Origin of the sequence: Phaeobacter gallaeciensis (assembly GCF_001678945.1) — a bacterium.
GTDB lineage: Bacteria > Pseudomonadota > Alphaproteobacteria > Rhodobacterales > Rhodobacteraceae > Phycobacter > Phycobacter gallaeciensis_A.
Genome location: NZ_CP015124.1, coordinates 1,273,599 through 1,286,578, shown reverse-complemented (window position 1 = coordinate 1,286,578; position 12,980 = coordinate 1,273,599). Strand labels below are relative to the sequence as shown.

The window sequence follows — 12,980 nt, the reverse complement described above, 5'->3', positions numbered from 1 at the left end:
CCTCTTCACATCACCAGGCGGCTCGTCTATACGCCCCTACACCAAGCCTAGGCAGTGCGGTCGTGGCGGAATTGGTAGACGCGCAGCGTTGAGGTCGCTGTTCCTTAACCGGAGTGGAAGTTCGAGTCTTCTCGACCGCACCAACTATCCCAAGCAAGCTTATGTTTTCCCTCGTTAATTATGGCGAGAGGTAAAATCTGTTGGCACACATTCGGTACACAATTGAGCGTCGTGGGGTCTTCTATTACAACCGAAGAACTCCGACGAGGGCAGTTCCAAACTATGGGCCAAGCATTCGACTCAGTCTTGGGCGTGAACGTTCCGCTGCGGAAGCATTGGCTGAGCGTTTGACGTCTCTGCTGGACGGGGCATTTGCGTCAGGTCAAAAGATCGACTTAAGTATTGCTATTGCTTCGATGCAACCAAGGCGGTTTACCCTTGGAGAGGTTTCTGCCGAGTATCTTGAGTTGCGGGGCATTGACCCGAAGCCCACCAAGTTAGCGGTCGAAACACTTTGCAAGCAGTCGGGGGATCAACCCATCGGCAGCTACACGAGGGAAGATGCAAAGGCCTTCGTGAATGCACTGCGAAGTAAAGGGAACTCGACAGCAACGATTAGGCGTCGATTGGACTGCATTTCTGCTGTAATCAACTACGGCTTCTCAGAGCTTGAGATCGAAAAGCGGAATCCCTTCTCTCGCCTGATCATCAAGAACGAGGGGCAGGACAGGAAAAAGCGAGGCACTTTCACCAAGGAGCAACTGCGAACCGGCTACGAAGAAGCTTTGGCATCCAAGAGCCCAATACGCCTGCTGATGCCCATACTTGGCGAGACTGGTTGCAGGCTGGGGGAGATCGTTGGTCTGAGGATTGAAGACATCGACCTTGAACAAGAGGTCATCCACATACGCCCAAACCCCATGAGACGCCTCAAAACGACCGGTAGCGAACGATCCTTGCCACTGGTGGGCTACGGGCTGGAGGCCATGAGGGCGGCTCTCCCTACGTCTGGCGATGGGTGGCTGTATCCTCGTTACATCCATGAGGATGGCTGTCGGGCAACACATGCATCCAATGCTTTAAACAAGTGGCTGAAGGCTAGATTTGGTGGTCTGACTGCTCATAGCCTTAGACATACCATGAGGGACCGGCTCAGAGAGGTGGAAGCTCCTCTGGAGTTGATCGACCAGATTGGTGGATGGTCTAGTGTCGGTGGTGTAGGCGCATCTTACGGTCACGGCTACAAAATGGAACAGTTGCGGCAGTGGTTTGGAAAAGTTGCATTGTGATAACTTCGCCTTTTGAAACAATGGAGAAATTTGGTGTTTGGGTTTTTCAAAAATAAGAAGAGTAAGGATTTGCCAACGCATGTCAAATCTGATTCACATTCAATGTCTGCTCCGGAGCTTGATATAAATATAACATTGGCCGATGTGGAAATCTTGGCCGATGCGATTTTTTCGAAGAATGCTCATGCAGGTCTCTATGTTGCGCAATGCGGAGGCTTTCCAATTGGAACGCTGGATACATCTAGATTTTCTGAGTATTGGACTTTGGTTCTGCAAGGGGATCCGAGTACGTTCGTCGAGGCTGACAAGCTAAATGCTGCACGATACCGAGTGAAAGAGTTTTTAGGTCAAATTAGTGGCGTTCATGGTTTGAAGCTGATTCCAGATCACTCCCAGAGGGAAAGAGTAATTGAGATTGGTAATGCTGCTCGGAAAGGACTAATCTCTGAGAGATCCTTCGAGAAACTGGGAATAGTCAACGTTGCCGATACAATCCTGAATGTTGCGATGAGGAAAAAGCACAACGATCTTGAGCGTATTGCACTTGAACTTGGCAAGAGGGAAGATTACCTGAGGTCAACCTTTCTTCCATTGCAGCGCTCAAGAGTCAACAAGTATGGCGATGTTGATTTAAGTGACGAGGTTAACGAGATTGACGGGTTTATAGATTATGTTTTTGACCGCACGGATTTTGACTATTTTTACACAGTAAGTCCTGCCGCTATACTAGTGCACTACATTGATGAGAAACTGTCTGATTTTAAAGTTGAAGATGATATCCCGCTTGATGGGATTGCTTTTGAGCACTGGTGTGCGAACCAGATAGAATCACAGGGTTGGAATGTTTCCGTCTCAAAAGCCTCAGGGGATCAGGGCGTCGATGTTATAGCTGAGCGGGATGGAAAAAGGGTTGCAGTACAGTGCAAGCGCTACAGTAACCCAATTGGCAATAAAGCAGTTCAAGAAGCATTTACAGGGGCGCAGAATGTTGACGCTAGTGATTCCTGTGTGATGGGCACAGGTGGCTTTACTGCGTCAGCCAAGGAAATAGCTGCAAAAACTGGCGTGCATCTTATAGATGCATCAAACGTAAAGTCTTTTTCCGGTTTATTTGGGTTCGAGGTGGTCTCAAATGAGCAGAGCGAAAGTGAAGACGATTTCGAAGAGGCTCTCCACACGCTTTGCTTTGATGGCTCAGGTGGTGGGTTTTCTGGTACCCTTTTGCGGTCAATGATCCAAACGTCCGGCCCCGAAATGTATCGAATCAGCGCAGCCACTGGGCGTGAAATACTCGACAAATTAGATGAGGGAAGCGGTCGTGGCGAGATAGTTGTTGAGCGAGCAACGGTAAGCTTGCTTCTCTTTCTTGTAGCGCAAGGATTGAAAAGTTCGGTCTCCGTGGCTGAAGAAAATGTTGCGGCCATGCTAAATAGTGCCTACTACGATCCGGCTGCCGTTGAAAAATTTAAGGGAGCCGAAGCATTGATAGAAGACGTTGTCAAAAGTGATGTTCTTAAAGAGGTTTACAGCTTCCTGTTCAAGACGTCAAAGAGCTTAGGCCCGCTGTACAATGACATGCTCCAAGCGGAAATTTCCAAGATTTTATTTTCGCAATCTTTGATTGAATAATTACAGGAAATTTCCATCAGACCGACTATGTTTTTCCTTGGATTCTGAGGCGCAAACCAGCCAAGGGCAAACCGTTTCGGAATTTTCTGGAGGGTCCCACGATTGATTTGGGACCTTCCGTGTACCTACACAATCAAGCTTCTTCGTTCAGTATCCGGTGGACTGACATACGACTGATGCCCAGCGCCTCTGAAATCTTGTAAGTAGAGAGGCCCTCCTGCTTCAGGTCCCTGACCTTCTGTCTGTCGATCCGCTTCTTGCCTCCCTTGTAGACGCCTTTGGCTTTGGCCTTGGCGATACCTTCGGCTTGCCTCTTGCGGATGATGTTCCGTTCGAACTCAGCAAAGGCCCCCATCATCTGAAGTTGGAGCTTGGCAAACGCATCGTCTGAACTTGCCGAGAAGGTCAGCCCCTCTGACTTGAAGGTGATCGTCACTCCCTTGTTGTTCAGGGTTTCGATGATTGACTGAAGGTCTCGCAGGTCCCTTGCCAGTCGGTCAATGGAATGGACAACTACAACGTCCCCATCTCTGGCGTAGTCGATCATTTCTTGAAGCGCTGGGCGGCCAGCTGCTGACTTGCCCGATAGTTTCTCTTCGAAGGTCTTATCAACCTGCCCAAGATCCTGCCGATCAAGGTTTTGGTCTATGGTGCTCACTCGTCTGTAGCCTAGGGTCGCCATGGCAGCCTCCTTTTGTATCAACAGGGTCTAGTATATGATGATTCGGTACCAAATGGAACAAAAATGACCCTGATGTGGCCCTTGGGATGGTAACGTGCGACCAGTCACAGGAGGCTCTACTCTGTTGGGGCTGGAGAGAGACTGCGTACCCTAGGAGTGTTGATGCGTTCAGGATTCATCTTTAGGCTTAAGCTCAGGAGGCCACTCTATGAGTCTTTTCGGCTGGATCTTGTTCTTCGTGGGAGGGTGTCTGGCATTTATCAACGGCGTGATCGGCATCGGTGGCGTTGTGAATTTGGCTGCGACCGTGATTGGGTGCGCCTTGCTTATAAGCGGATCAGTGTTTATCGGATCGGCTATCGTCAGAAGGGCATTGCTGGTGACCATCATGGTCAACGGGAGGCAAATCACGTTGAAGCCAATCGGAGATGGCCGGTTCGTGGGGCCGGGTGACAGTGTTCAGCTTATCCATTTTGCTTCCCTCGAAGATGCAACAGCTCACTACAGTAAGGTGAGCACCACCACTTCTGAGGGTGGCGGACAGAGCTCTCGATAGAGTGACAAACTGTCGCTAAGGATCTGCCCCCATTGCCCTCTTGCCACCATATTGGGACTCCAGCTTGTAAAAAGTCGGCGAACTCAGGGTGTACCGTCGGCATGCCTCTGCCGTCGTCATCCCGGCTTTTTGATAATTCCGATGATTTGTGCCTGGGAATGACTGCACTAACGCATTTGTCCGCATCAAAGTAGGTTGGGCAGGCTCTACTTATTGATGAAAAATTTTTCTGAGGGCAGGACAAGGACTGCAACCAGATGATGTTGGTTGAATGATAGCCGAAATCGATTAGGCTCGAACAAAGTGATCTAAGACGGTGTAAGACTCGATGAAGTATGCCCTAGTCGTTGCCATGATGGGAGCTGCCAGCTCTGCAGCTGCATTCGAGGTGAATCTGAGTATGGAGGAGAGACTCGACTACAGGGGGACAGTGCATCTGCAAGATCTTCTGGTGGGCGATGCTATGCGGATCGGAAATGATCATACCTGCCACCGAGGAAGCCAGATGTATGTATATGGGTTGGCTCAGCCGGCTATCGTCTCAAAATGGTCCACCACGTACAAAGCCGAAATAAAACCCGGAAGTGTCGTGAGCTTAACTCTAACGGCGCCAGAGGAGCCAAATAGATCGAATATGGAAGTTCAGGTCCTGCCCTGCGAAGCTTTCGAAGTGTGGTACGGCGCTGCGCCCCAGCATTTCCTGCCAGTCTCAGACATAAATGGTTTCACGGATCTGCGTAGCCTCTATGCATCTGAATTCTTTCAAAGCCTCCCCTTCGAATGACGCCGTCGAGAGATAGAGCAGTTGGCGAGTAAAGAGAGCTACAGCTACCACAAGGTATTGGGCAACCCCGGGGCATTCTCCCAACTGAAATCGAGGCGTTTTCGTAGGTGAACCTTCAAAGGCTGGATATCTCGTGGAAGCACACCGAGCTCCTACACGGCCGAAATACAAGATTTTGATTTTATTCACTTTTTTAATGTCTCATGCTTGCATGATGGAAAGGGTTAAGGCCATTGAAATATCTATGAGTTAGACTGTTGCGCAGAAAACCCTTGCAATATAGCCGATTGCGTGATATCCCATGACAATGAAATGATTGGGTTGGTCCGTATGGCTGACCCTCTTTTGTTTCTATGGCGGGCATCCTTGGTGAACCCGTAATTTCTCAAAATCTAGCATGGCGTACCTCTGCCCTAGAGCAGGCTTAGACCCTTCTGGGGTCTTTTTTGCGTTGTGCGTTCCTAATCATAAGGAGTGCTGAAATTGCTCGATATCAAGCTTTATGAACAACAAAAGGAGACCTACCAGACCGACTACCAATTCAGAGCGTCTGTGGTGGTCGCAGAGGCAATCTATCGGAAGGGAATAGGGTTAGAACCCGGCCCAAGATACATTTCTATGCCTGTCGGATGCGGTAAGACCACCGGTGCGATCTGGGGCATCGTCCGGTTTGCAAAGGAAAACCCCGATAAGAAGATCTGCTTTCTGACGCCCTATGTAAAAGGCGTGAAGGAGCAGTTCGATAAGCTGAAGGTTGAACTTGGGGAGGCAAATGTGGGCCGCTTCTACAGCGGTGCCTCTGGGGAAAAATCAGAACAGCTTAAAAAGCCAGTGTTTGTCTGCACCCACCAGTTTGGCAGCTACAACTTGGCCAAGCTCCAAGACCGTGATCTGGTTGTGGTAGACGAAGCTTTTTACGGCTCCGACGATGTGCAAATATCTTCGGACAGCATCTACAAGGCCAGTGATTGGGCTAGACGTGAAGGCATCCGTGCCGATGAGTTTCGAGGTGTATTCGAACTGCTAGATGGCTTCGTGCAGCAACAGCATATCGGCGACGGTTTTTTGCCTATCGACCCTGGTCCCATCGTCCATGATCTGTCTCTCATTGCCAAATATGACTTTTCGGAAGTCGTAAACCCATTTGGAGATGTGGAACGGATTGGAGATTTCCAGAGCTTCTGTGCTGCGATGCTCGAAGGGCGGGCTTTTGCGGCCCACAAGGCCAATGGCCGAGTAACCTTCGTATCTGGTGCGCTGGGCATCCCCTCGATGGAAAATACGGTTGTGCTCACGGCAACAGGTGGGATGACCTACGAGGCTGTGGGGACCTTCACGGAAATTCCCTTGGTGAAGCACAGCTTTGTTGCTCCGAGGTATGATCAGCTCACGTTGGTCAGGCTCTCGGATCCAGAGATCAAGGGTAGCTACAAAACGTGGAAATCTGCAAAGATCAAACCGGAAGTCGTCAGCTATGTTGAATGGGTGTTAGAGCAGGTTGCAGAGGATGAAATCTACTTCTCTGTTCCCAAGAGTGTTTTCGACGGGTGCCTGACTGACTTCTTTGGGTTTGGGGCTGGTGCCAAGGTCGATCTACCGGCGATCGTAGACAAAGACGGGAAGACAATTCACCTCAGTCATCATCATGTCGGCATAGGCTCAAACAGCTACAAAGACTGTAAAGCCGTCGTGTACCTGTGGGATAATCACATTCCCAAGCTGGCCTCTGTCCGGAAGTACCACGTCTTGTCTGGGGAGGATGTTACTGAAGCAAGCTTGGAACAGGCCAACAATGGCGACCTCCGTGGGCCGTTTGCCAAAGTACGAGATGCTTCCCTCGTCGAAAATGTGATGCAACAGATCGGCAGGGGGGCCATTCGACAGATCGACGGGAGCAGACAAGCAGGTCAGATGAAGGCGTATGTGTTGGTTGAACCGAAAACCTTCGGTGAACTCCAACTGCAAATGAAAGGTAGCCAGACGGTTGATTGTGATGGATTTGGGAGAATTCGGAAACCATCGGGGAGAGTTCGAAAGGTTCTGCGTTATCTAAAGGATAATACTGGAGCGGACTTGAGGGCATCAGAAGTTCAGAAATGCACTGGAACTTATATCAATAGGGTGAAGAAGGAATTGGAGGATTTGGAAGGGCAACTACAAAATATCGGCTACAGGTTTCAGAAAGGTCGTAGAGGTCGAGGCAATGAAGCAATGTTCATATGGATTGGTGAATCTGAAGATGACAACTACACCAAAATGGAGAAGGTGGCTTAAAAGCTATATCTACAGGTTCTCTCATGCTTATTAATAATAACCATATGACATCCTTATAGGATATTGGTCTATTTTAGTAGAATCTTGAGGTGACTCAAGTGCATGCTTAAGTTTATGATTTCTTATCATTGTATATTGTGTAGTTGAAAGATTCTTGTGAACGAATCTATTCCCCCTGAGGCGTTAGACTTATGATCTGCCTTTGGGTATGAGTTGAATCAAAATATTTCTTCACCCTGTAGTTGCCCAATATGGATAATGGATCCTGAGGATAGGGCTGTAATGGCCCTTTCTGACTCACGTTCCTATTTTGCCTAATACTGTGCTCTGGAACCTCTCAGCTGCGGTCTATTGCCCGACAGAACTGATAAACCTCGACTACAGTCGTAGGAATGGCCTTGGAGGCTTCATCTAGGGCTTGGGGTAGCTGCTCCTCCGGGATGCCCAAGAGCGACTGTCCACTATCATCGAATAGGTGGGCCATGATCGGCGTCATAAGGTGAACATGCTCACGACTTTCGGTCAGCTTCAGCCAAGCCTTCGGTCTGAGGGCTACGGCATCCATAAATCCTTCGCACCAGTCCATCCCTATGACTTGGCCCTCAGGTCCTTCCCAGAAGATCGGGCTTGGTTCTGGGGAGGGCGAGGCAAGGTCTTTGGCTATGCTTCCGTGCAAGTGTTCTACGGTCTCGACTACCCACTTGGGAAGATTGTCTGGGGCGTCTCCAAGCGCCTTGCGTAGCCACTCTTCACGAGGAATAGGCGCTGGGCTGCAAACTACACCGTGCAGAAAGCCATCAAGATCCGACAGCATCATGCAGTCCTCAGGGCTGTCATCTGACATTAGGAACTGATCCAGTGGGGCTAAGTCGAAGTCATCGGACATCTGTTGCACCTTCTTGCGCTGGGCGTCATGGACATTTGTAGTCGCCAATCTCAAGCGTGAACATGGGATCAATAACCCTGAAACTTGTCACACATTGTGTCACACATTCGAGCCAAACATCCGATTTTGACGTTGGTTCTTGACGTTTGAGGAGGCGCTGGTATTTCTGGCAGCCTGAAGAGGGTTTGCGTAAGTATTTGCTTTTGCTGGAAAACGATAGTTTTGATCGAGAGCGTTGAGGTCGCTGTTCCTTAACCGGAGTGGAAGTTCGAGTCTTCTCGACCGCACCAACTATCTCCCCTAAGTTGATTGATCTGAGCGTTCCCATGTCGAGGAGTGTAATCGCAGCGGGTCGTTTCCTGCGTGCAAATCAACCAAGCGGGCTGTTCACCAAATGAGACGGGCGCGGGCGTTGGTTGGCATCTGTGCGCATGCATGGGGCTGGCAGCAATGCAGGCCATCTGATTGGCAGGGCCTTTGGGTTTGCGGAAATAAGCGCGCTGTCGGCTTTTCAGGCCTTCCGTCGGAATGTTGTTACACGGCACTGCTAGCCCGGTGAGCAATCGTAACCACTCTACGGAGACTCACATGCGTTTCGCTCTTTCCGCGCTCGCCGCCGCCTTGCTGTCCACGTCTGCGTTTGCCGCCGATGTGTCGGGCAAGCTGGTTGTCTACACCTCGCAGCCCAACGCCGATGCCCAGCAGACCGTCGATGCATTTCAAGCCAAATACCCCGACATCGAGGTCGACTGGATCCGCGATGGAACCACCAAGATTATGGCCAAGCTGCGGGCAGAGTTCGCGGCCGGCGCGCCGCAGCCCGATGTGCTGCTGATCGCAGATATGGTCACCATGGAGGGGCTGGAGGCCGAAGGACGCCTGATGGCCTACCCCGAAGCGGACACATCCGCTTATGATCCGGCGTTGATGGATCCCGAGGGGCACTATTTCTCCACCAAGCTGATCACCACCGGGATCGTCTACAACACCGGCGCCGAGATGGTGCCGACTTCTTATGCAGATCTTCTGAAACCCGAAGCCAAGGACAAGCTGGCGATGCCTTCGCCGCTGACCAGCGGCGCGGCGACCATTCACATGGCCGCGATCACCAGCAACCCCGATCTTGGCTGGGACTTTTACGAAGGCCTCGCGGCACAGGGTGCCAATCCCAAGGGCGGCAATGGCGGCACCTACAAGGCCATCGCCGGTGGTGAGAAGCTTTATGGCTTTGTTGTCGATTTCCTGCCGATCCGCAACAAGCTGGCCGGTGCCCCGGTTGAGTTCGTCTTCCCCGAGGAGGGCGTGTCGGCCGTGACCGAACCGGCCGCGATCCTGTCGACTGCCAAGAACCCCGACGCGGCCAAGGCCTTTGTCGACTTCCTGATCTCCGAGGAAGGCCAGCAGATGGCATCGGACATGGGGTATCTGCCCGCGCATCCCGGCATTACCCCGCCGGAAGGTTTCCCGGCGCTGCCCGATATCAAGCTGCTCGAATTTGACCCGGCCAAGGCACTGGCTGAAGACACCGAGAGCAAGATGAAGTTCACCGAGATTTTCGGCGGCTAACCCTTGTCCCGATTGAATTATTTCCGCAGCGGAGAGGGGCTGGCCCTTGCCGCTGCGGTGCTTTTTGCCTTGTTGGTTCTGGTCTATCCCCTCAGCCTATTGGCGCGTGTCGGGATAACGCAGGACGGCATGCTCAGCCTTGCGCCGCTGCTGGAGGCCCTTGGGTCCCGCTCGGTCTTGCGCGCCTTCTTCCATTCTCTGGAAAGCGCCTTTTTGTCGTCTATCCTGTCATTGATCGCTGGGACGGGGATCGCGCTGGTCATGGGGCTGACCGATATCCGCTGGAAGGGGGTGTTCACCTTCCTGCTGCTGATCCCGATGATGGTGCCGCCGCATGTGACCGCGATTGCCTGGATACAAGCGATGGGGCCGTCCTCGCCGATCCTTCGCAGTTTGGGCATGGCGCCCGAACTGGGGGCGACCCATCCGCTTTATTCCAAGGGGGGCCTCGTCTTCCTTCTGGGCGTGCAGCATACGCCACTGGTTTTTTTGGTAGTGCTGGCCGCCCTGCGCAGCCTGCCGCGGGAGATGAGTGACGCCGCACGGATCGCCGGGGCCCGCAGTATGGGGCTGTTGCGGCGGATCATTCTGCCCTTGCTGGCACCGACGCTGATCGCAGCCTATGCGCTGGCCTTTGTCTCGGCGTTGGGGAATTTCGGCATTCAGGCGCTGCTGGGCATTCCGGCCCGCTACATCACACTGCCAGTGCTGATCTGGCAGAGGCTTGCAAGCTTCGGACCTTCGGTCCTGACCGATGTTGCGGTGATCGCCTCCTTGCTGGCGGTGCTGGCGGTGACGGTCATTCTCGTTCAGACGCTCTTGCTGCGCCGTACCCGCAACACGCTGATCGGGCCGCCGCAACCGCCACTGCAGATCCGGCTCCGCCGGTTGCGGATCTGGACCGAAGGCGCGCTGGCGGGGCTGGTCTTTGCGACGCTGGTGCTGCCGGTTTCGGCGCTGCTGGCGACCGCTCTGGTGCGCACCTACGGGCTGCCGCTGAATGCAGAGACCATCACGCTGGACAATTTCACCGAGGTTCTGTTCCGGCAGGCTGTCACGGCGCGGGCGTTTCTGAACTCCTCCCTCAGCGCAGGTGTCGCCGCCGTTGTGATTTCCGTGGGCTGCATTTTCGTGGCGCGGTTCATGGCTTCGCGCAGGGGCGCCACGCGGCGTACCGGGATGGGCATCGCTACCCTGGCCGAGATGACCTATGCCATTCCGGGGCTGGTGATCTCGATCGCTTTCATCCTTGCCTTCCTGAAGCCGCTGCCGGTTCTGAACATCGCGCTCTACAACACCCTCGGGATCATCTTTCTTGCGTATCTTTGCGCGTTCTTTTCCGTCGGGTTGAAGCCGGTCAGTGCCGCCTTCGTGCAGCTTGATCCGGCGCTGGAAGAGGCCGCCCGCATCGCTGGGGGCGGCTATATGTTCCGGATGCGCCGCATCTTTGTGCCGCTTATCGCACCGGCAGCGGCCTCAGGCGCGATCCTGGTGTTCCTGACGGCCTATAACGAAGTGACAGTCTCGGCTTTGCTGTGGTCCTCGGGCAATGAAACCATTGGCACCGCGATCTACAATTACGAGGATGGCGGCTACACCACCCTGGCGGCGGCCATGGCAAGCGTCACGATTGTGGCGACGGTCGCGCTGATGGTGGCGCTGGACCGGCTCGGCAAGAACGCTCCGCGTGGCGTGGTGCCCTGGCGGATCTGACCGCCCCCCCCGGCGATCAGTCCAGCAGCGGGGCGAATTCGGCGTCGATGGCTACGAAAACCGGAAGGTAGGCTTCTGTGGTGTCCAGAATGGCCGCGTTGCCCGCGTGGCGGACCCGAATGTCGGCAATCCGCGCGGCGAGGCTGAGGCTTTCGCCCCTGGGGCCGGAGCGGTTGTCGCAAAAGGTCAGCGCGCGGCTGAGCGCGGTTTCAGTCATTCGGCAGTCCGAGCCGTACATATGCATCAGATCGGGTCTGCTGCGGCTGGCCAGCCCGCGCGCGCCGGAATGATGCAGCACCGCGTCGACGATTGCGCCATGAAACCCATCCTTGCGGGCAGTTTCGGCGCCGTCGACGGGGTGGAACCCGGTTGTGGCCAGAGAGGGTGCGTAGCCGATGTCGTGATAGGTGGCCGCGGCGATCAGGCGACCGGCGAAGGAACGCCGCGCCTCAATCGCCTGGGCTGTCCTGATCACCTGCTGGATATGGGCCAGCCGGTCATTGTCCGGCGCGAACCAGTCTTCAGGCCGTCTCATCTAGCTCTCCACGGGTTTGCATTTGCGGCAGCACCCAGGCTTGATCGACGGCGAGCGACAGGGGCTGGCCGATGTGCAGCGCCGTACCATGTGTAAGCGACAACAGCGCGCCCCCGGCGATTTCAACCTCTGCGTCCCATATGCCGCCGCGGTAAAGGATACTGCGGACCGTGCCCTGCAAGCCGTCCTTGCCTGCATCCGGCAGGATTTTGATCCCTTCGGGCCGCAACAAGGCCTGCGCCGGGCCATTCGGATGGCCGGGCAGGGCGGAGGCAGGGAAGCGATACCCGGCCAGTTCGGCGCTGCCATTCTGATAGGTGACGGGCACCACCGCGCCCTGACCGATGAAACGCGCGACCTCGGGGCAGGCCGGGCGGTCGTAGATCTCTTGCGGGGTGCCGATCTGCAGGAAGCGCCCGTCCTGCATCACCGCCATCCGGTCGGCCAGCGCCATGGCCTCGCGCTGATCATGGGTGATGTAGATGGTGGTGGCCCCCGAAGAGCGGTGGAACCGCAGCAGTTCCTTCTCCATGGTGCCGCGCAGGTGCGGGTCCAGATTGGCAAGCGGTTCGTCCATCAGAACGGTGTTGGCGCCTCCGGCAAGGCAGCGCGCCAGCGCCACCCGCTGCCGTTGACCGCCGGACAGGGCTTCGGGCTTGCGATCTGCCAGCGCCTGCATGGAAACCGTTTCCAGATGTGGCTCGGCCAACCGGGCGGCTTGTTTGCGGGACATGCCTGCGGCTTCCAGCGGAAAGGCAACATTGCCCCGCACCGTCATATGCGGCCAGAGCGCGTAGGACTGAAACACGAAACCGGTGCCGCGCTGTTCCGGTGGCACCATGGTCCCGTCCCCGGCAACCAGATCCCCGTGCAGCCGGATTTCGCCCCGATCTGGGGTTTCCAGTCCGGCGATCAGCCGCAAAAGCGTGCTTTTGCCGCAACCGGACTGCCCGACGATGACAAAGAATTCATGCTGGGCAATGTCGAAGGAAACGCCATCGACGGCAGGTTTGCCCGCGTAGGCCTTGCCAATCGAATTGACCTGTATTCCGCCTGCCATCCGTCG

10 protein-coding genes and 1 tRNA gene are annotated in these 12,980 nt (G+C 54.4%); 7 read left to right on the top strand and 4 right to left on the bottom strand.

All coding sequences use genetic code 11. The features are described 5' to 3' along the window. Positions 1-56 precede the first annotated feature (56 nt). The 3 genes from JL2886_RS06105 to JL2886_RS06095 all read left to right on the top strand — a co-directional run bounded on the left by JL2886_RS06105 (position 57) and on the right by JL2886_RS06095 (position 2,918). A tRNA-Leu gene (locus JL2886_RS06105) sits at positions 57-143 on the top strand. 192 nt (positions 144-335) lie between these two features. Next, positions 336-1,289, top strand: coding sequence for a site-specific integrase (locus tag JL2886_RS06100; RefSeq protein WP_133245367.1), 954 nt, complete (start codon positions 336-338; stop codon positions 1,287-1,289). Between the two features lie 33 nt (positions 1,290-1,322). Beyond that, positions 1,323-2,918, top strand: a complete 1,596-nt coding sequence (locus tag JL2886_RS06095) for a restriction endonuclease (RefSeq protein WP_133245368.1) — start codon at positions 1,323-1,325, stop codon at positions 2,916-2,918. 133 nt (positions 2,919-3,051) lie between these two features. Here the strand turns inward: JL2886_RS06095 and JL2886_RS06090 are convergent, their stop codons facing one another. After that, complete coding sequence (locus JL2886_RS06090; protein ID WP_065271192.1) at positions 3,052-3,600, bottom strand: recombinase family protein; 549 nt, start codon at positions 3,598-3,600, stop codon at positions 3,052-3,054. A 208-nt stretch (positions 3,601-3,808) separates the two neighbouring features. Between JL2886_RS06090 and JL2886_RS06085 the strand changes: the two genes are divergently transcribed. Together JL2886_RS06085 and JL2886_RS06075 are read left to right on the top strand one after the other, a co-directional pair. Beyond that, a complete protein-coding gene (locus tag JL2886_RS06085) occupies positions 3,809-4,156 on the top strand; it encodes a hypothetical protein (protein WP_065271191.1) in 348 nt (115 codons plus the stop codon). A 1,267-nt stretch (positions 4,157-5,423) separates the two neighbouring features. After that, on the top strand, positions 5,424-7,214 hold the full coding sequence (locus JL2886_RS06075; protein WP_133245369.1) for a DEAD/DEAH box helicase: 1,791 nt from the start codon (positions 5,424-5,426) through the stop codon (positions 7,212-7,214). Between the two features lie 337 nt (positions 7,215-7,551). On the opposite strand, the gene JL2886_RS06070 is transcribed toward JL2886_RS06075, so the two are convergent. Next, positions 7,552-8,100, bottom strand: a complete 549-nt coding sequence (locus tag JL2886_RS06070) for a YecA family protein (protein WP_133245370.1) — start codon at positions 8,098-8,100, stop codon at positions 7,552-7,554. A 588-nt stretch (positions 8,101-8,688) separates the two neighbouring features. On the opposite strand from JL2886_RS06070, the gene JL2886_RS06065 reads away from it, so the two are divergent. Together JL2886_RS06065 and JL2886_RS06060 are read left to right on the top strand one after the other, a co-directional pair. Beyond that, positions 8,689-9,666: an ABC transporter substrate-binding protein gene (locus tag JL2886_RS06065; RefSeq protein WP_065271187.1), complete on the top strand. Its 978-nt coding sequence runs from the start codon at positions 8,689-8,691 to the stop codon at positions 9,664-9,666. 3 nt (positions 9,667-9,669) lie between these two features. Continuing rightward, complete coding sequence (locus JL2886_RS06060) at positions 9,670-11,379, top strand: ABC transporter permease (protein WP_065271186.1); 1,710 nt, start codon at positions 9,670-9,672, stop codon at positions 11,377-11,379. A gap of 16 nt (positions 11,380-11,395) precedes the next feature. On the opposite strand, the gene JL2886_RS06055 is transcribed toward JL2886_RS06060, so the two are convergent. Both JL2886_RS06055 and JL2886_RS06050 read right to left on the bottom strand, forming a co-directional pair. Continuing rightward, positions 11,396-11,914, bottom strand: coding sequence for an HD domain-containing protein (locus tag JL2886_RS06055; RefSeq protein WP_065271185.1), 519 nt, complete (start codon positions 11,912-11,914; stop codon positions 11,396-11,398). After that, positions 11,901-12,974 carry an ABC transporter ATP-binding protein gene (locus JL2886_RS06050; protein ID WP_065271184.1) on the bottom strand — a complete coding sequence of 358 codons (1,074 nt, stop codon included), beginning with the start codon at positions 12,972-12,974 and terminating at the stop codon, positions 11,901-11,903. Before JL2886_RS06050 ends, JL2886_RS06055 begins: the two co-directional genes overlap by 14 nt. Positions 12,975-12,980 lie beyond the last annotated feature (6 nt).

What these genes read in the sequence shown, in the direction of transcription:
- JL2886_RS06050 (WP_065271184.1), bottom strand. Translation starts at nt 12,974, where the DNA reads ATGGCAGGCGGAATACAGGTCAATTCGATTGGCAAGGCCTACGCGGGC.
- JL2886_RS06055 (WP_065271185.1), bottom strand. Translation starts at nt 11,914, where the DNA reads ATGAGACGGCCTGAAGACTGGTTCGCGCCGGACAATGACCGGCTGGCC.
- JL2886_RS06085 (WP_065271191.1), top strand. Translation starts at nt 3,809, where the DNA reads ATGAGTCTTTTCGGCTGGATCTTGTTCTTCGTGGGAGGGTGTCTGGCA.
- JL2886_RS06070 (WP_133245370.1), bottom strand. Translation starts at nt 8,100, where the DNA reads ATGTCCGATGACTTCGACTTAGCCCCACTGGATCAGTTCCTAATGTCA.
- JL2886_RS06065 (WP_065271187.1), top strand. Translation starts at nt 8,689, where the DNA reads ATGCGTTTCGCTCTTTCCGCGCTCGCCGCCGCCTTGCTGTCCACGTCT.
- JL2886_RS06090 (WP_065271192.1), bottom strand. Translation starts at nt 3,600, where the DNA reads ATGGCGACCCTAGGCTACAGACGAGTGAGCACCATAGACCAAAACCTT.